This is a genomic window from Salmonella sp. SJTUF15591 (assembly GCF_043356435.1).
Taxonomy (GTDB): domain Bacteria; phylum Pseudomonadota; class Gammaproteobacteria; order Enterobacterales; family Enterobacteriaceae; genus Salmonella; species Salmonella enterica.
In genome coordinates, this window is sequence record NZ_JBEUJO010000003.1 from 440,915 (window position 1) to 458,432 (window position 17,518).

Below are 17,518 nucleotides of genomic sequence, written 5' to 3' on the forward strand. Positions count from 1 at the left end.
ATCGAAGTGTAATCGCGAGTGAATGTTAGAATATTAACAGACTCGCAAGGTGAAATTTTATACGGCAATGCCGTTGGAGAATGTCATGACTGATTTAAAAGCAAGCAGCCTGCGTGCGCTCAAACTGATGGATCTGACCACTCTGAACGATGACGACACCAATGAAAAAGTGATCGCGTTGTGTCATCAGGCAAAAACCCCGGTCGGGAATACGGCGGCGATTTGTATTTACCCGCGTTTTATCCCGATTGCGCGTAAAACTCTGAAAGAACAAGGTACGCCGGACATCCGCATTGCAACGGTGACTAACTTCCCGCATGGCAATGATGACATCGATATTGCGCTGGCGGAAACCCGTGCGGCGATCGCCTACGGCGCTGACGAAGTGGACGTGGTATTCCCGTACCGCGCGTTGATCGCCGGTAACGAGCAGGTGGGTTTTGACCTGGTAAAAGCCTGTAAAGACGCCTGTGCCGCAGCGAACGTATTGCTGAAAGTGATTATCGAAACCGGCGAGCTGAAAGAAGAGGCGCTGATTCGCAAAGCCTCTGAAATCTCCATCAAAGCCGGTGCGGATTTCATCAAAACCTCTACCGGTAAAGTACCGGTAAACGCTACGCCGGAAAGCGCGCGCATCATGATGGAAGTGATCCGCGACATGGGCGTTTCTAAAACCGTTGGCTTCAAACCGGCGGGCGGCGTACGTACGGCGGAAGACGCGCAGAAATTCCTCGCGATTGCAGACGAACTGTTTGGTGCTGACTGGGCAGATTCTCGTCACTACCGCTTTGGCGCATCCAGCCTGCTGGCAAGCCTGCTGAAAGTGCTGGGTCACGGCGACGGTAAGAGCGCCAGCAGCTACTAAGCTCTGATTTGCCGGATGGCGCTGCGCTTATCCGGCCTACAAATCCAGGCCTGTAGGCCGGATAAGGCGTTAGCCGCCATCCGGCGATGTAAGCCTTCTACTCTTTTCCCTCAGGAGGGTACCGTGTTTCTCGCACAAGAAATTATTCGTAAAAAGCGTGATGGTCATGCGTTGAGTGACGAAGAAATTCGTTTCTTTATCAATGGTATTCGTGACAATACTATCTCTGAAGGGCAGATTGCCGCCCTGGCGATGACCATCTTCTTCCACGATATGACCATGCCGGAGCGTGTTTCGCTGACCATGGCGATGCGGGATTCCGGTACTGTCCTTGACTGGAAAAGCCTGAATCTCAATGGCCCGATTGTCGATAAGCATTCGACCGGCGGCGTAGGGGACGTGACGTCTCTGATGCTGGGGCCAATGGTAGCGGCCTGCGGCGGTTATGTGCCGATGATCTCCGGTCGCGGCCTCGGACATACCGGCGGTACGCTCGATAAACTGGAAGCGATCCCGGGCTTTGATATCTTCCCGGACGACAACCGTTTCCGCGAAATTATTCAAGACGTGGGTGTGGCGATTATTGGGCAAACCAGCTCGCTTGCACCGGCGGACAAACGTTTTTACGCCACCCGCGACATTACCGCGACGGTGGACTCTATTCCGCTGATCACCGGTTCCATCCTCGCCAAGAAACTGGCCGAAGGGCTGGATGCGCTGGTAATGGACGTCAAAGTCGGTAGCGGCGCGTTTATGCCGACCTATGAACTTTCTGAAGCCCTTGCTGAAGCGATTGTCGGCGTGGCAAACGGCGCGGGAGTTCGCACTACGGCGTTGTTAACCGATATGAACCAGGTGCTGGCTTCAAGCGCCGGTAACGCGGTGGAAGTGCGTGAAGCCGTGCAGTTCCTGACCGGTGAATACCGCAATCCGCGCTTGTTTGACGTTACCATGGCGCTATGCGTGGAGATGCTGATCTCCGGCCAGCTGGCGAAAGACGACGCCGAAGCGCGTGCGAAATTACAGGCGGTGCTGGATAACGGTAAAGCGGCAGAAGTCTTTGGTCGTATGGTGGCTGCGCAGAAAGGGCCAAGCGATTTCGTTGAGAACTACGATAAATACCTGCCGACCGCCATGTTGAGCAAAGCGGTATATGCTGATACCGAAGGGTTTATCAGCGCAATGGATACGCGTGCGCTGGGGATGGCGGTCGTCTCGATGGGCGGCGGCCGTCGTCAGGCGTCTGATACCATTGATTACAGCGTTGGCTTTACCGACATGGCCCGTCTGGGCGACAGCATCGACGGGCAGCGCCCGCTGGCGGTGATTCATGCCAAAGACGAAGCCAGTTGGCAGGAAGCGGCGAAGGCCGTCAAAGCGGCAATTATCCTTGACGATAAAGCGCCAGCAAGCACACCTTCGGTCTATCGTCGAATTACTGAATAGTTGTATACTGATCTGATCAATTATTTTTGAAGCACTAAGTACGGAGAAGATATGAAACGTGCATTTATTATGGTGCTGGACTCATTCGGCATCGGCGCTACTGAAGACGCGGATCGTTTTGGCGACGTAGGTTCCGACACTCTGGGCCACATCGCAGAAGCTTGCGCCAAAGGCGAAGCTGACAATGGCCGTAAAGGCCCGTTGAATCTGCCTAACCTGACTCGTCTGGGGCTGGTGAAAGCGCATGAAGGCTCTACCGGTAAAATTGCCGCCGGCATGGACGGCAACGCGGACGTTATTGGCGCATACGCATGGGCGCACGAACTGTCCTCCGGCAAAGATACGCCGTCCGGCCACTGGGAAATCGCCGGCGTGCCGGTGCTGTTCGACTGGGGTTACTTCAGCGACCACGAAAACAGCTTCCCGCAGGAACTGCTGGATAAGCTGGTGAAACGCGCCAACCTGCCGGGCTATCTCGGTAACTGCCACTCTTCCGGTACGGTCATTCTGGACCAGCTCGGCGAAGAGCACATGAAAACCGGCAAGCCGATTTTCTACACCTCCGCTGACTCCGTGTTCCAGATTGCCTGCCACGAAGAGACCTTTGGCCTGGATAAACTCTACGAGCTGTGCGAAATCGCCCGTGAAGAGCTGACCGAAGGCGGCTATAACATTGGCCGCGTGATCGCGCGTCCGTTTATCGGCGACAAGGCCGGTAACTTCCAGCGTACCGGTAACCGTCACGACCTGGCCGTTGAACCGCCAGCGCCGACCGTGCTGCAGAAACTGGTCGATGAAAAACAGGGCCACGTGGTGTCCGTCGGTAAGATTGCCGACATCTACGCCAACTGCGGCATCACTAAGAAAGTGAAAGCGACCGGTCTGGACGCGCTGTTCGACGCGACCCTCAAAGAGATGAAAGAAGCGGGCGATAAAACCATCGTCTTCACTAACTTCGTTGACTTCGACTCTTCCTGGGGCCACCGTCGCGACATCGCGGGCTACGCCGCAGGCCTGGAGCTGTTTGACCGCCGTCTGCCGGAGCTGATGGAGCTGGTGGGGGAAGATGACATTCTGATCCTGACCGCTGACCACGGCTGTGACCCGAGCTGGACTGGTACTGACCATACCCGTGAGCACATTCCGGTGCTGATCTACGGTCCGAAAGTCAAACCGGGCTCTTTAGGTCACCGTGAAACCTTCGCGGATATCGGCCAGACGCTGGCGACCTACTTTGGTACATCGCCAATGGACTACGGTAAAAACATGCTGTGATACCTGTTGTCTTTCGCGCTGTAGATGCGTTGACTTCATTCGCTCACCCCGGTCACATAGTTCATCTATGCTCCCGGGGATTCACGAATTCGTCGCCTTCCTACAACGCGAAATCCTTAGGGTATTTCACTGTTTTGACACACATTTTGTAGACCTGATAAGGCGTAGCCGCCATCAGGCAATAACAACAAATTTAAAGGGAACTGAAGATGGCAACTCCACATATTAATGCAGAAATGGGTGATTTCGCTGACGTCGTATTGATGCCGGGCGACCCGCTGCGCGCGAAGCACATTGCTGAGACTTTCCTCGAAGATGTCCGCGAAGTGAACAACGTTCGCGGCATGTTAGGTTTCACCGGGACTTACAAAGGCCGTAAGATCTCCGTGATGGGCCACGGTATGGGTATCCCGTCCTGCTCCATCTACACCAAAGAGCTGATCACCGATTTCGGCGTGAAGAAAATCATTCGCGTCGGCTCCTGCGGCGCTGTGCGCATGGACGTCAAACTGCGCGACGTGGTGATCGGTATGGGGGCCTGCACTGACTCCAAAGTGAACCGTATCCGTTTTAAAGATCATGACTTCGCGGCTATCGCCGACTTCGACATGGTGCGTAACGCGGTTGACGCAGCAAAAGCGCTGGGCGTAGACGCGCGCGTGGGCAACCTGTTCTCCGCTGACCTGTTCTATTCTCCGGACGGCGAAATGTTCGACGTGATGGAAAAATACGGCGTACTGGGCGTAGAGATGGAAGCGGCGGGCATCTACGGCGTTGCGGCTGAGTTTGGCGCGAAAGCGCTGACCATCTGCACCGTGTCCGACCATATCCGTACCCACGAGCAGACCACTGCCGCTGAGCGTCAGACGACCTTCAACGACATGATCAAAATCGCGCTGGAATCCGTACTGCTGGGCGATAAAGAGTAAGATTGTGAAGGGGGCCAGAGCAGGCCCCCTTCATCGGTTATTTCGTCAGCACTTCCCACTGTAAATTGCTTTCCAGCATGACCGTATCGGTAGAATGTGTAAATTGATTATCGTTCAAGACCGGTGTTAATGTCAGCGTGACGTTCATCATTTTCCCACTGACCTGCTGGTTATTATCCATCGCGATGATACCGTTGTTATTATGTAGCAACAGACTATCCAGGGCACTGTCATTGGGAGCAAAGCTCACTCTATCAAGGGTGCTGGCAATAGGATAACTTTTACCATCTACTATCATCTGACTAACACGTACGGCGAGACCACCGTTATTTCCAAAATAAAATCGTCCCTTTTCCCCCGCTGAGGCTTGCACAAAAAGAGCAATATTCTGGCTTTCTGGGCAACTCACACTAACGTGAACCTCCTGTGAAGACATTTGATTCCAGCCTTGCTGAGAATTGACGATATCATCTTGCTTAAGCCAGCCAAAGCTGACGTTTGGCGAAGAGAACGTTATTTGGCAGTCATCGTCGGCCCGGGCTGATGGAGGGAGTAGTGCGGTGAAGAGACAACATATAGCAATCCCCAACCATTTGCTGTTGGATTTCATTGACAGACTCCCTTTGCCGTTTCATAAAATGCCTCTTTATCCTGGATTTTCTGCAGCGTGTAGTGGATGCGACACAGACGATTCATATCATCATCAGCGGCATATAACGCAGGATTATCCCCAACATCGGTGATAAATACGCGTCCGCTGTCGACAGCGCTGACCAAATAGTTATTTTTTTCATCTACAATGCTGGTGCCTTTAGGTAGCCATGAGCCGTCCGGACGCTTTACTGTCAGCATCACACGGCGTGTATTCAGCACGTTGAAATCCAGTACCCGAAAAGCGCTGTGCGCGACGGTAATATTCTTAATACCGTTTGCCAGTTCCATGCTCTTTGGTAGCGTATTCGCATTAACCTCTACGCGGGATTTCCGCCATTCAGTTAGCCCCGGAATGACGGCCTGCCCCCAGCGGTCAGTCCAGATTCGCCCCTGTGGCGTGGCGATTTCAATGCCGCTTTCTGGTTCGCTCAGGCGTGCGATAGCAAAGGTATTTTTGATGGTGTAAGGCGAGAACGTTATGCCATGTTCGTGTGCAGCGATGCCTCCGCTGAAGGTTGCGTTATAGTTGCGGTAATTATCGCCATCAGTGCCGCCGCCCACGCTGAGTTGAGTGTAATGGAGATTGCTATTGAGATTACCGTTGAAGCTATTTTGCTGGTTTTTTGCATCACGATCCGCAGAAATATAGTAATGGGTATCTTTACTTAGCGAACCATTATTTTGTAGCCCGTAGGTTGTTTTATCACCTTGATTACGCATATAAGCGCCGACGCGCTGCTCACCTAGTGGAATGCTGATATTGATGTAAAACATATCATCATCATTACTGCCGTTATGATTCTCATCATCCTGATTAACAGCGTGCTGCCAGTTAGCGGTAATTGAGGCATATTTAAATGTTTTGCCCCAGGAAGCCATTATACTGCGAGAGTCGTTGTTATTATCCGTAGCCTGATAAGTGTAATAACCCAGAGAGAAGGTACCTAACAGATTATGGTTCCAGGCGATATTAGCACTGGAGCTACTTTGGTATTCGTAAGCATCTTTATTGAGCGCATCCGTTAACTCACGGTATCCGTCGCTGTAGCGGGCGGTGCTGACGTCAAGGCTAATTTCCCCGGGCAGCGCCATGCTGGCGCGTAGTTCACTTTTCGCACCCTGCAGAGATTCGCCGAAGGACGCTTTACTGCCCAGCATTGAGCCGGAAAACGTCCATTTGTTGGTTGGAAGCCATTGCAGCATACCTCCTGCCGCTTGATAGTCTTGTGCCAGTACGCCAGACGCCTGCGCCAGCCAATTTTCACTCAGTTTCCAACCATCGCTGATGTTATAGATCCAGGGGAGAGAATAGTCGCTGGTGGTATCACGTACGCGCCCTATGGACATTGTTAAGCCTGCGGGCGTGAGTTCGCGTAAATTAAAGGATACTGCCGGCACCGTGAAGGTTGTCGTTGAGCCATCGGTTTCAACGACGCTGACGTTAAGGTCGGTATTGCTGCGTATGATGGGGACATTTTCAAGGGTAAATGCCCCAGCGTTCACTGGTGCGGTATAAATAATCTGTCCGGACTGACGAACTTCAACGCGAGCCTGGTGGGTTCGGGCAATACCGTTAATGGTTACGCCTTGGGTATCCTGTGCCAGCCCTTGTTCAGGGATAAGCTGTACGCCGTTGATCGGCGCGCCACTGAATAGACTGGAGTTGACGTTGATCTGCCCAACTTGCGCACGCATTTTTTGTGCCTGAAATACGTGCTCCGCATAGGTATATAGACTATCGGTACGGTATTCTCCATCATTATTCGTCAGCATGTAGCGGCTGCGCAGCGTCCATTCCGCGAAGTTTAAGCCAGCTTCAAGGTTTGCCTGGGCATAGTTTCGGCTATCGCTACCGGATGACTCGCTGCGACTGGCGTACAGGTTATAGTTAAATAACCCGGCGGTGCCGCCTTTAATCACGTTGTTTAGCGAGAGTAAGTTATTATCCAGAGCCTGCGCCGGAACAAAAAGCTCCAGCGACTCACTGTTTGGCAGTGGGGTAATAATCGCTGAGGGATAATCTTCTTGTAGGCTATGGCAGGTTTCTTTGGCGCTGATATTAAGCGGTACGAGCCCGCTGGCGCTGAGGAAATCGTCATCCACGCAAAGCTGGCCTTCTGTGTCGAAACGCGCGACCAACGACCCTCTATTTACGCCATTGATCTTTACCATGACGGTGTGGCTGCCTGGTAGAAAACGCGGCGCACGGGAAAAATATTGTGCGACGTTGGGGCTAATGCCTCTGGAGGTGAGAATACCCATGTCAAAATTCAGCTCCTCCGCCAGAGCCGAAAACGTCGTGGTCGCCAGTGAGCAATAAAGCGCAGTTTTGATGTATAGCGGCAGTTTTAAATACTTCACGTGCTAGCTCTCATCACGGCACCAGCGGTGAGGTAAAGCTGGGGACTTCAATGCCGTAACGGCTGGCAGGGTAAAAACGTACGGATGTATCAGCAGCAAGGGGCGTTTTTATACTGACGTTCAATGTTTCGCCGGGCAGAATATAGGTTTTTTTAATCGTGCCTTCGCCCCCGGAAGGTAAGAAGGTAATATTTTGGGCTAAACGTACAACGTAGGGAGACGGATTTTTGACGTTGATTGTTTGTCCGTTTCTGGACCAGGTTAATAATTTCCAGGCATCAGTAACGACCGGTAGATTTTTAGGACGAATTAATACCGGCAAATCCTGGCGTAGATTAAAACCTATTTTCATTCCCTTATTGGTAGATTTCGGAGGAATACCTTCAAACGTGACGCGTTTATAGTGCTCGACGGTGAGCGGTTCCGTGCTTTCCATAATAAAGCGTAGTTGCTGCTGCTGGCCTGCTTCAACGCGAACAACCGGTTGAGTGACATCCAGTTTCACACCATTGTCGTCAGGTAAATCAACGACGGTGGTATATAACAAAGCCGGATTGCTGTCGGTGTTTTTAACATTCATTACGCCGCTGTGTGTGGATTCTTCAATCACCAGTAGCGTAGTTTCCGGTACCATGCCGGCAGCGTTAGCCTGTGAAAAGAGTGCTGAAAAAACAAAGGGGACGCTGAGTAATAATAATGGAAGTTTAGTCACTGCTGGCATCAGAATTAGTCCTTTAATTTTAATCTGTCTCCCCATAATAAGGGAGACAGATCAATAACCTTTTTATACGGTCTGGATCAGAGATATTTAAGCGTGATGGTTGCCTGACCATCCAGAACAGTATCATCAGTAATGGCCAGCGTTGCAGTATCCTGAATGGCCAGTGAGGTTTTCAGCGGGAAAATGGCAAGAGTATACGGAACTGGTTCGGTGGTGCCTTTTGTAGCAACGGTAAACATTTCCATATTGCCGTTTTTGATAATCCCGGTGGTGGACTTCTGCCAGACTGGGCTATCAACGGTTCCTGAGATAGCGTCAGATTTTACACCATCAGCGGTAACGTTCGCGGTATCGGTATAAATAGAGAACGCGCCGATTTTTACACCTTCGGTTGTTTTGCCAACGCCGTAGGACATTGTGGTATCAGATACTATACCATTAGTCATATTGCCATTGGCTATGGAGATAACGGATGCGCCTGGGTGGGTGTCCGCACGGTCATCGGTAATAGTCCAGGCTGCTTTGGTTGCAGACGGACAAGAGATACTCAGAGAGACATCTTTAGTGCCCAGTTGGTTTACATCGGTTGCGGAAAGTGTGGCGAGGCGGATAGTACCGTAATCAACCACGCCGCCGTCGCTGAGTTCTGGGGTACAACCGCCAACAATCAGTTGACCGGTGACTTTTAATACGGCGGTGGTGTCAGCATTCACGCTGGTTGTAGCAAAGGCTGCTGCAATTGCAGTAATAAGCAAAATTTTTTTCATTATAGTTCCATTAAAGAGGTGTTGAATATTCCATGTGAATGCTGGAGTTACAGATATACGAGTGTAAAGGTCGCCTGACCATCAAGCGTGGTGTTATCGGTAATAGCCAGTGTGTCCGTTCCCTGTATAGCGGCAGCTACGCGTATAGGAAATGTTGCAATGGTAAAAGCGGCGGGGCCATTTTCATCGCCGACACTATATGTAGTGACAGTTGGAAATGTATTTGTAAGCGCAACGAATTCGTTTCCTGTGATAGCCCAGTAATCTGGATTATTACTACTTGACGCTACCATTTTCGTCTGAATGCCATCGGCGGTCGCATTATTCAAGTCCATAGAGAGGCCGAATGAACCAATGTTGATACCACCTGCTGTTTTACCCAGACCTAGCTGATAGTTTGGTATTCTATTGTTCTGATGTCTAAATGTTGCGTCATCGATAGTCAATGATGTTACCGAATCGGCATGATTATCGGTAGCGGTCCAGCCAACTTTTGCCGGTGCAAGACACTGAATCGTGAGTGTTATATCTTTGTATCCCAGTTGATTCGTCTCAGTTGGCAGCAGATCGCTAACGGCCTTAGTACCGAAATCTACAACTCCACCATCACTTAACTCTGGTATACATGCGCCGTTGGTTAAAACGCCAGTCAGTTTTAATACAGCAGTGGATTCAACCGCTTGCGCTGAAGTTGATAATCCTATTACGACAGAGGTCGCTATTAATAATTTTTTCATCAGTAATCCCTAACGATTAAGTATATTTCCAAAGAACATGTAATGCGCGCCGGGATTCTATGAAGAGAATGATAGGTTGTAAATTTAATAAAATTAAATCTTGCTTAAGAAAAACTTTAATCATCATTGGTGATGATAAATGGTTTATAATTCGCTGGGTTTATGAAGTGCGGGGAAATAATATTAATTTTAAAGATTATAGTAGTTGGCGAGTGTGTTTTAACTATTTGTGCTATTCGCTCATTTTTCAGAATATGTTGTTATGTTTAAATAATATCAGAGACACATTCATCTCTCTGATATTATTCATTTAGCGCACTGCTCCGGCAATCCACGCCGATAATTCCCGCAGTTCTTTTTCCTGCTCCGGGAAATCAACCAGTAACGCTTCGCACGCCTGTTGCAGCATATCCGCGCGGTATAAGCACCCTTGCAGTCGCCCCGCCAGCGCTTCCAGCGGTGCCGGGTTCAGGCTATCGGTAAACACCTGTGCGCGGGTAATCACACCTTTCTCGACGTCAAAATGCAGCTCGACGCCGCCCCAGGTGAAACGTTCGTCCAGCAGATGGCTGAACGCCGGTGCCTGGCCGAAATTCCACTCCCAACTGCTCTGGCGCGCAAAGGTTTCGGCAAAATTCGGCAGATCCGGCGTTTTATCCGGTGAAATCACTTCCGCGTCGACGCGTTCGCCGTAATGGGCGAAAAAGGCTTCCGTGACCGCCTGGCAGACCTGTTCATGGGTGATACCCGGTAATAGCTCGGTAAGATTGGCCACGCGGGAGCGAACGGAGATAATCCCTTTCGCCGCAAGTTTCTTTTTATCTGGATTCAGATAGTTCGCCAGACGGCTGAGGTCGGCGTTCAGCAGTAGCGTGCCGTGATGGAAGCCGCGATCTTTGGTTTCGCGATAGGCTGAACCAGAGACTTTGCGATCGCCGTCCGGCGTTTTTACGACCAGATCGTTGCGTCCCGAAGCATCGGCCATGATGCCCAGCGAATTCAGCGCCGCGAGCACAATATGGGTGGAGATGGTTTTATCGTATTCCGGTTTACCGGCCATAAAGGTAAAGCAGGTATTACCGAGGTCATGGAATACCGCGCCGCCGCCGCTGCTACGGCGGGCCAGACGGACGTTATCTTCTTCCATACGCCGCGTATTACACTCTTTCCACGGGTTTTGCGCGCGTCCAATCACCACCGTATCCGCGTTGCGCCACAGGAACAGCACGCGCTGGGTGGCGGGCATCTGGCGGAAAATGCACTCCTCGACCGCCAGGTTAAACCAGGGGTCATAAGAGTCAGAAATAAGCAGGCGTAATGTTGTCATGGTGGTTTTCCTTACCTTTATTAAGCCGTCATTTTACTCTTTTTCCTCACGCTCTTCCTCTTCCGGAACAGGCTTGCTGGCCGTTAGCAGGAAGGGGGACTGCTGCCAGCGGGTGCGTTTACCTTGTAGCAAGGTGCGCGTCAGCACCACGCCTATCGCCAGCGAGAGTAGCAGCATCAGGCGTAGAATGTTGGTGGTGTTATCGACCTGCTTTGCTTCGGTGGCCAGCGTGTGGGTATCCAGCGTCAGACGCAGGTAGCCCAAGGGGCCGTTTTTCCCCTGGATAGGCTCGACAATTTGTTGGTTAAAATAGCTGCCCGCTTTTTTGCCATCCAGCGCCAGCCTGTCGCGCACATTGACGCTTTCGCCAGCGCGAGTAATGAGATCGCCCTGTTCATCATAGACGCCGGCATCCAGAATACGGCTCTCTTGCGTGAGCTGACGCAGCACGGCGTTGATGCGATTTTCATCCGGTGTTTCGCTGCGCATCAGCGGGGCGATGTTGAGCGTCACCTGGCGCGCCAGCGTGCGGGCCAGCTCTTCCAGCTGCGGATTGCGCTGTCGCTGGTGGTTTTGACTAAACCATGAAGCGCCCTGCATGAGCGCGACGAGCAGTGTGAGACAGAACAATACAATGACTGCACGATGCAGCCGAAATTTCAGTTTTGCGCGAGCCATATTCCACCTGCTGAAAATTTGAGGCTTAATGTTGCCAGAAGCGATGGTTACAAGGTAGCCTCATGCGTTATTTTCCGCGGGGCGGTTACCGGCCTGAACGATTTACAGGAGCTTTAATGCCTAACATTACCTGGTGCGATCTGCCTGAAGATGTCTCTTTATGGCCTGGTTTGCCTCTTTCTTTAAGCGGCGACGAGGTGATGCCTCTGGATTACCATGCAGGCCGCAGCGGTTGGCTGCTGTATGGGCGCGGGCTGGATAAGCAGCGTTTAACTCAATATCAGACCAAACTGGGCGCCGCAATGGTGATTGTCGCCGCCTGGTGCGTGGAGGATTATCAGGTCATTCGTCTGGCGGGGTCGCTGACGCCGCGTGCGACGCGGCTGGCGCATGAGGCGCAGCTGGATGTCGCGCCGCTGGGTAAAATTCCGCATCTGCGCACGCCGGGGCTGCTGGTGATGGATATGGATTCCACGGCGATCCAGATTGAGTGTATCGATGAAATCGCTAAGCTGGCCGGTACCGGCGAGAAGGTGGCTGAAGTGACGGAGCGCGCGATGCGCGGCGAGCTTGATTTTACCGCCAGCCTGCGCAGCCGCGTGGCGACGCTGAAAGGCGCGGATGCCGATATTTTGCGCCAGGTGCGCGGGAATCTGCCGCTAATGCCAGGATTAACGCAGTTGGTGCTAAAACTGGAAGCGCTTGGCTGGAAAATCGCTATCGCCTCCGGCGGCTTCACTTTCTTCGCCGACTATCTGCGTGACCAGCTACGCCTGACGGCGGCGGTCGCCAATGAGCTGGAGATCATGGACGGTAAATTTACCGGTCACGTTATCGGCGATATTGTGGATGCTGAGTATAAAGCCAATACCTTGCTTCGTCTGGCGCAAGAGCATGACATCCCGCTGGCGCAGACGGTGGCGATTGGCGACGGCGCTAACGATCTGCCCATGATCAAAGCGGCAGGGTTAGGTATTGCCTTCCATGCCAAGCCAAAAGTAAACGAAAAGACGGAGATTACGATCCGCCACGCTGACCTGATGGGCGTGTTTTGCATTCTCTCCGGCAGCATGAACCAGAAATGATTAACCTGCCCAATGGCAAGGCGACCGTAGGCCGGATAAGCGTCAGCGCCATCCGGCAACAGCGTTAACGAAAGAGGTAAAACGTGGCAAAAGCTCCCAAACGCGCCTTTGTTTGTAATGAATGCGGGGCCGATTACCCGCGCTGGCAGGGGCAATGCAGCGCCTGCCATGCCTGGAACACCATTACCGAGGTGCGCCTTGCCGCATCGCCGACGGTGGCGCGTAACGAACGTCTGAGCGGATACGCCGGCAGTGCGGGCGTATCAAAAGTGCAGAAACTGTCTGACATCAGTCTTGAGGAATTGCCGCGCTTTTCTACCGGTTTTAAAGAGTTTGACCGCGTGCTGGGCGGCGGGGTGGTACCCGGCAGCGCCATTTTGATTGGCGGTAATCCCGGCGCGGGCAAATCAACGTTGCTGCTGCAAACGCTGTGCAAGCTCGCCGAGCAGATGAAAACGCTGTACGTCACCGGCGAAGAGTCGCTACAGCAGGTGGCGATGCGTGCGCACCGTCTCGGCCTGCCGACCGCTAATCTGAATATGCTCTCCGAAACCAGCATCGAACAAATTTGCCTGATTGCCGAAGAAGAACAGCCGAAACTGATGGTGATCGACTCCATACAGGTGATGCATATGGCGGACATCCAGTCGTCGCCGGGCAGCGTCGCCCAGGTCCGCGAAACGGCAGCCTACCTGACGCGCTTCGCCAAAACGCGCGGCGTGGCGATCGTGATGGTCGGCCACGTCACCAAAGACGGGTCGCTGGCGGGGCCGAAAGTGCTGGAACACTGTATCGATTGCTCAGTATTGCTCGACGGCGACGCCGATTCTCGTTTCCGCACGCTGCGCAGCCACAAAAACCGCTTTGGCGCAGTCAATGAGCTGGGCGTCTTCGCCATGACCGAACAGGGGTTGCGCGAAGTGAGCAATCCGTCCGCCATCTTTTTAAGCCGTGGCGATGAGGTCACTTCCGGCAGTTCAGTGATGGTCGTCTGGGAAGGCACGCGACCGTTGCTGGTGGAGATTCAGGCGCTGGTCGATCACTCGATGATGGCGAACCCCAGACGCGTGGCGGTCGGTCTGGAACAAAACCGTCTGGCAATCCTGCTGGCGGTGCTGCACCGACACGGCGGTCTGCAAATGTCGGATCAGGACGTCTTCGTCAACGTGGTCGGCGGCGTGAAAGTCACCGAAACCAGCGCGGATCTGGCTTTACTGCTGGCGATGGTCTCCAGCCTGCGTGACAGGCCGTTGCCGCAGGATCTGGTGGTGTTTGGCGAAGTGGGGCTGGCAGGCGAGATTCGTCCGGTGCCGAGCGGGCAGGAGCGTATTTCCGAGGCGGCGAAACACGGTTTTCGTCGGGCGATTGTGCCTGCCGCCAACGTACCGAAAAAGCCGCCGGAAGGAATGCAGGTGTTCGGTGTTAAAAAGCTCGCAGATGCGTTAAGCGTGTTTGACGACTTATAATTCTCTGTATGTAGTGATGTTGTATAATTTGCCGGATGGCGATGCAATGCGTCTTATCCGGCCTACGGATTGATACGGATTGATGTTGTAGGCCTGATAAGCGAAGCGCCATCAGGCAGTGTTATGCGATTTTTCCAGCAGGAGGCTCTTGTGTCATCGTTCGACTATCTCAAAACCGCGATTAAGCAGCAAGGTTGCACTCTGCAACAGGTGGCTGACGCCAGCGGTATGACCAAGGGGTATCTGAGTCAGTTACTTAACGCCAAAATCAAAAGCCCCAGCGCGCAAAAACTGGAGGCGCTACACCGTTTTCTCGGGCTGGAGTTTCCCCGCCGACAGAAAAACATTGGCGTGGTGTTCGGTAAATTTTATCCATTGCATACCGGACACATCTACTTGATCCAGCGCGCCTGTAGCCAGGTGGATGAGTTGCACATCATTATGGGATATGACGATACGCGCGACCGCGGGCTGTTTGAGGATAGCGCCATGTCGCAGCAGCCCACCGTGTCGGATCGCCTGCGCTGGTTATTGCAAACCTTCAAATACCAAAAAAATATTCGCATCCACGCCTTTAATGAAGAGGGGATGGAGCCTTATCCGCATGGCTGGGACGTCTGGAGCAACGGCATTAAAGCGTTTATGGCAGAGAAGGGAATACAGCCGAGCTGGATCTACACTTCCGAAGAGGCTGATGCGCCGCAGTACCTTGAGCATTTAGGGATTGAGACGGTGCTGGTCGATCCTGAACGCACGTTTATGAATATCAGCGGGGCGCAAATCCGCGAAAATCCGTTTCGTTACTGGGAATATATTCCTACCGAAGTGAAGCCGTTTTTCGTGCGTACCGTCGCGATTCTGGGCGGGGAATCAAGCGGCAAGTCTACGCTGGTCAATAAGCTCGCCAATATTTTTAATACCACCAGCGCTTGGGAATATGGCCGCGACTATGTCTTTTCGCATCTGGGCGGCGATGAGATGGCGTTACAGTATTCCGACTACGATAAAATTGCGCTGGGTCATGCGCAATATATTGATTTTGCAGTGAAATATGCGAATAAAGTGGCGTTTATCGATACCGATTTCGTCACCACCCAGGCATTTTGCAAAAAATACGAAGGGCGCGAGCATCCGTTTGTCCAGGCGCTGATCGACGAGTATCGCTTCGACCTGGTGATTTTGCTGGAGAATAATACGCCGTGGGTAGCTGACGGACTGCGAAGCCTGGGCAGTTCAGTGGATCGTAAAGCGTTCCAGAACCTGCTGATCGAGATGCTGAAAGAAAACAACATTGAGTTCGTTCACGTTAAAGAGGCTGATTACGATGGCCGCTTTTTGCGCTGTGTGGAACTGGTGAAAGAGATGATGGGCGAGCAGGGATAAGAACCCATGCCTGATGCGACGCTTACCGCGTCTTATCAGGCCTACAGTTTCACAACGTACTGGAATCGTTGGGTTTGTAGGCCGGGTAAGCGCAAGCGCCACCCGGCATTCAGACATTTATTTGGCAATACGCTTGTACTTGATACGCTTCGGCTCCAGCGCCTCGGCGCCCAGCGTGCGTTTCTTGTACTCTTCGTATTCGGTAAAGTTACCTTCGAAGAATTCCACCTTACCTTCATCCTGATAATCCAGAATGTGGGTGGCGATACGGTCGAGGAACCAACGGTCGTGCGAGATAACCATCGCGCAGCCAGGGAACTCCAGCAGGGCGTTTTCCAGCGCGCGCAGGGTTTCGATATCCAGGTCGTTCGTCGGTTCGTCGAGCAACAGGACGTTGCCGCCCACCTGCAGCAGCTTCGCCAGATGCAAACGACCGCGCTCACCGCCGGACAGTTCGCCAACGCGTTTGCCCTGATCGACGCCTTTGAAGTTGAAGCGGCCTACATAGGCGCGGCTTGGCATTTCGGTATTGCCGATCTTCATGATATCCAGCCCGCCGGACACTTCTTCCCAGACGGTTTTGCTGTTGTCCATCGCGTCGCGGAACTGATCGACCGAGGCCAGCTTGACGGTTTCACCCAGCGTAATGGTGCCGCTATCAGGCTGCTCCTGACCGGACATCATGCGGAACAGGGTCGATTTACCCGCGCCGTTTGGCCCGATGATCCCGACGATAGCGCCTTTCGGCACAGAGAAGCTCAGGTCATCGATCAGTACGCGGTCGCCGTAGGATTTACGCAGGTTGCTGACTTCAATGACTTTGTCGCCCAGACGCGGTCCTGGTGGAATAAACAGTTCGTTGGTTTCGTTACGTTTCTGATACTCAACGCTGTTCAGTTCTTCAAAGCGAGCCAGACGCGCCTTACCTTTCGACTGACGGCCTTTCGCGCCCTGACGCACCCACTCCAGCTCTTTCTCAATGGATTTACGGCGCGCCGCTTCGGCAGACGCTTCCTGCGCCAGACGCTGATCTTTCTGCTCCAGCCAGGAGGAGTAGTTGCCTTCCCACGGAATACCTTCGCCGCGGTCAAGTTCCAGAATCCAACCGGCAACATTATCGAGGAAGTAACGGTCGTGGGTAATCGCCACGACGGTGCCTTCGAAGTCGTGCAGGAAACGTTCCAGCCACGCAACAGATTCGGCATCCAGGTGGTTGGTGGGTTCGTCGAGCAGCAGCATATCCGGCTTTTCCAGCAACAGACGGCACAGCGCCACGCGACGGCGCTCGCCGCCGGACAGTTTTTCGACTTTGGCATCCCAGTCCGGTAGACGCAGGGCGTCAGCTGCGCGCTCAAGCTGCACGTTCAGATTATGACCGTCGTGCGCCTGGATAATCTCTTCAAGCCGGCCCTGCTCTGCGGCCAGCTTGTCGAAGTCGGCATCCGGATCGGCATACAGCGCGTACACTTCATCCAGACGTTTGAGGGCGTTAACCACTTCCGAAACGGCCTCTTCAATCGACTCGCGTACCGTGTGTTCCGGGTTTAGCTGAGGTTCCTGCGGCAGGTAGCCAATCTTAATGCCGGGCTGCGGGCGCGCTTCACCCTCGATATCTTTATCGAGACCCGCCATGATGCGCAGCAGGGTAGACTTACCGGCGCCGTTAAGGCCCAGCACGCCGATTTTGGCGCCAGGGAAGAAGCTCAGCGAGATGTTTTTCAGAATATGACGTTTCGGCGGAACCACTTTGCCGACACGATGCATGGTATAAACGAATTGAGCCACGTTGGACTTCGCCTCTATGTTTATCGTGATGGTGAATAG

At 52.9% G+C, this 17,518-nt stretch carries 15 protein-coding genes; 7 read left to right on the plus strand and 8 right to left on the minus strand.

What is annotated here, in order from left to right:
- Window positions 1–85 precede the first annotated feature (85 nt).
- From deoC to deoD, 4 genes are all read left to right on the plus strand, one after another.
- The gene (gene deoC, locus ABVM99_RS09615; protein ID WP_023195059.1) at window positions 86–865 is read left to right on the plus strand and encodes a deoxyribose-phosphate aldolase; all 780 of its coding nucleotides are present in this window, start codon (window positions 86–88) and stop codon (window positions 863–865) included.
- A 123-nt stretch (window positions 866–988) separates the two neighbouring features.
- The gene (gene deoA, locus ABVM99_RS09620) at window positions 989–2,311 is read left to right on the plus strand and encodes a thymidine phosphorylase (protein ID WP_000477838.1); all 1,323 of its coding nucleotides are present in this window, start codon (window positions 989–991) and stop codon (window positions 2,309–2,311) included.
- A gap of 51 nt (window positions 2,312–2,362) precedes the next feature.
- Window positions 2,363–3,586, plus strand: coding sequence for a phosphopentomutase (gene deoB / locus ABVM99_RS09625; RefSeq protein ID WP_000816454.1), 1,224 nt, complete (start codon window positions 2,363–2,365; stop codon window positions 3,584–3,586).
- A 209-nt stretch (window positions 3,587–3,795) separates the two neighbouring features.
- Window positions 3,796–4,515, plus strand: coding sequence for a purine-nucleoside phosphorylase (deoD, locus tag ABVM99_RS09630; protein ID WP_000224864.1), 720 nt, complete (start codon window positions 3,796–3,798; stop codon window positions 4,513–4,515).
- Window positions 4,516–4,552: 37 nt separating this feature from the next.
- Here deoD and ABVM99_RS09635 read toward each other — a convergent pair whose 3' ends face one another.
- The 7 genes from ABVM99_RS09635 to ABVM99_RS09665 form a co-directional block, all read right to left on the minus strand.
- Window positions 4,553–5,125 (minus strand): membrane protein, encoded by a 573-nt coding sequence (locus ABVM99_RS09635; protein ID WP_017441766.1) that lies wholly within the window; start codon window positions 5,123–5,125, stop codon window positions 4,553–4,555.
- Window positions 5,122–7,530, minus strand: coding sequence for a fimbrial biogenesis outer membrane usher protein (locus ABVM99_RS09640; RefSeq protein WP_023195060.1), 2,409 nt, complete (start codon window positions 7,528–7,530; stop codon window positions 5,122–5,124). Before ABVM99_RS09640 ends, ABVM99_RS09635 begins: the two co-directional genes overlap by 4 nt.
- A 13-nt stretch (window positions 7,531–7,543) precedes the next feature.
- The gene (stjC, locus tag ABVM99_RS09645) at window positions 7,544–8,251 is read right to left on the minus strand and encodes a fimbrial biogenesis chaperone StjC (RefSeq protein WP_001112028.1); all 708 of its coding nucleotides are present in this window, start codon (window positions 8,249–8,251) and stop codon (window positions 7,544–7,546) included.
- 77 nt (window positions 8,252–8,328) lie between these two features.
- On the minus strand, window positions 8,329–9,018 hold the full coding sequence (locus ABVM99_RS09650) for a DUF1120 domain-containing protein (RefSeq protein WP_000722272.1): 690 nt from the start codon (window positions 9,016–9,018) through the stop codon (window positions 8,329–8,331).
- 47 nt (window positions 9,019–9,065) lie between these two features.
- Window positions 9,066–9,755, minus strand: a complete 690-nt coding sequence (locus ABVM99_RS09655) for a DUF1120 domain-containing protein (RefSeq protein ID WP_023195061.1) — start codon at window positions 9,753–9,755, stop codon at window positions 9,066–9,068.
- Between the two features lie 310 nt (window positions 9,756–10,065).
- Entirely contained in the window at window positions 10,066–11,082 is a 1,017-nt protein-coding gene (gene lplA, locus ABVM99_RS09660) for a lipoate--protein ligase LplA (RefSeq protein WP_023195062.1), read from the minus strand.
- Between the two features lie 33 nt (window positions 11,083–11,115).
- Window positions 11,116–11,760, minus strand: a complete 645-nt coding sequence (locus tag ABVM99_RS09665; protein WP_000090067.1) for a YtjB family periplasmic protein — start codon at window positions 11,758–11,760, stop codon at window positions 11,116–11,118.
- 116 nt (window positions 11,761–11,876) lie between these two features.
- On the opposite strand from ABVM99_RS09665, the gene serB reads away from it, so the two are divergent.
- The 3 genes from serB (at window position 11,877) to nadR (ending at window position 15,694) form a co-directional block, all read left to right on the plus strand.
- Complete coding sequence (serB, locus tag ABVM99_RS09670) at window positions 11,877–12,845, plus strand: phosphoserine phosphatase (RefSeq protein ID WP_001132983.1); 969 nt, start codon at window positions 11,877–11,879, stop codon at window positions 12,843–12,845.
- 83 nt (window positions 12,846–12,928) lie between these two features.
- Window positions 12,929–14,311, plus strand: a complete 1,383-nt coding sequence (gene radA, locus ABVM99_RS09675) for a DNA repair protein RadA (protein WP_001029710.1) — start codon at window positions 12,929–12,931, stop codon at window positions 14,309–14,311.
- Between the two features lie 150 nt (window positions 14,312–14,461).
- Complete coding sequence (gene nadR, locus ABVM99_RS09680; RefSeq protein WP_023195063.1) at window positions 14,462–15,694, plus strand: multifunctional transcriptional regulator/nicotinamide-nucleotide adenylyltransferase/ribosylnicotinamide kinase NadR; 1,233 nt, start codon at window positions 14,462–14,464, stop codon at window positions 15,692–15,694.
- A 117-nt stretch (window positions 15,695–15,811) separates the two neighbouring features.
- Here the strand turns inward: nadR and ettA are convergent, their stop codons facing one another.
- The gene (gene ettA / locus ABVM99_RS09685; RefSeq protein ID WP_000046770.1) at window positions 15,812–17,479 is read right to left on the minus strand and encodes an energy-dependent translational throttle protein EttA; all 1,668 of its coding nucleotides are present in this window, start codon (window positions 17,477–17,479) and stop codon (window positions 15,812–15,814) included.
- Window positions 17,480–17,518: the final 39 nt, after the last annotated feature.

Bases quoted from the DNA above. Each gene is read 5' to 3' on its own strand.
- deoC (WP_023195059.1), top strand. From the start codon at position 86: ATGACTGATTTAAAAGCAAGCAGCCTGCGTGCGCTCAAACTGATGGAT.
- deoB (WP_000816454.1), top strand. From the start codon at position 2,363: ATGAAACGTGCATTTATTATGGTGCTGGACTCATTCGGCATCGGCGCT.
- deoD (WP_000224864.1), top strand. From the start codon at position 3,796: ATGGCAACTCCACATATTAATGCAGAAATGGGTGATTTCGCTGACGTC.
- ABVM99_RS09635 (WP_017441766.1), bottom strand. From the start codon at position 5,125: ATGAAATCCAACAGCAAATGGTTGGGGATTGCTATATGTTGTCTCTTC.
- stjC (WP_001112028.1), bottom strand. From the start codon at position 8,251: ATGCCAGCAGTGACTAAACTTCCATTATTATTACTCAGCGTCCCCTTT.
- ABVM99_RS09650 (WP_000722272.1), bottom strand. From the start codon at position 9,018: ATGAAAAAAATTTTGCTTATTACTGCAATTGCAGCAGCCTTTGCTACA.
- ABVM99_RS09655 (WP_023195061.1), bottom strand. From the start codon at position 9,755: ATGAAAAAATTATTAATAGCGACCTCTGTCGTAATAGGATTATCAACT.
- lplA (WP_023195062.1), bottom strand. From the start codon at position 11,082: ATGACAACATTACGCCTGCTTATTTCTGACTCTTATGACCCCTGGTTT.
- ABVM99_RS09665 (WP_000090067.1), bottom strand. From the start codon at position 11,760: ATGGCTCGCGCAAAACTGAAATTTCGGCTGCATCGTGCAGTCATTGTA.
- serB (WP_001132983.1), top strand. From the start codon at position 11,877: ATGCCTAACATTACCTGGTGCGATCTGCCTGAAGATGTCTCTTTATGG.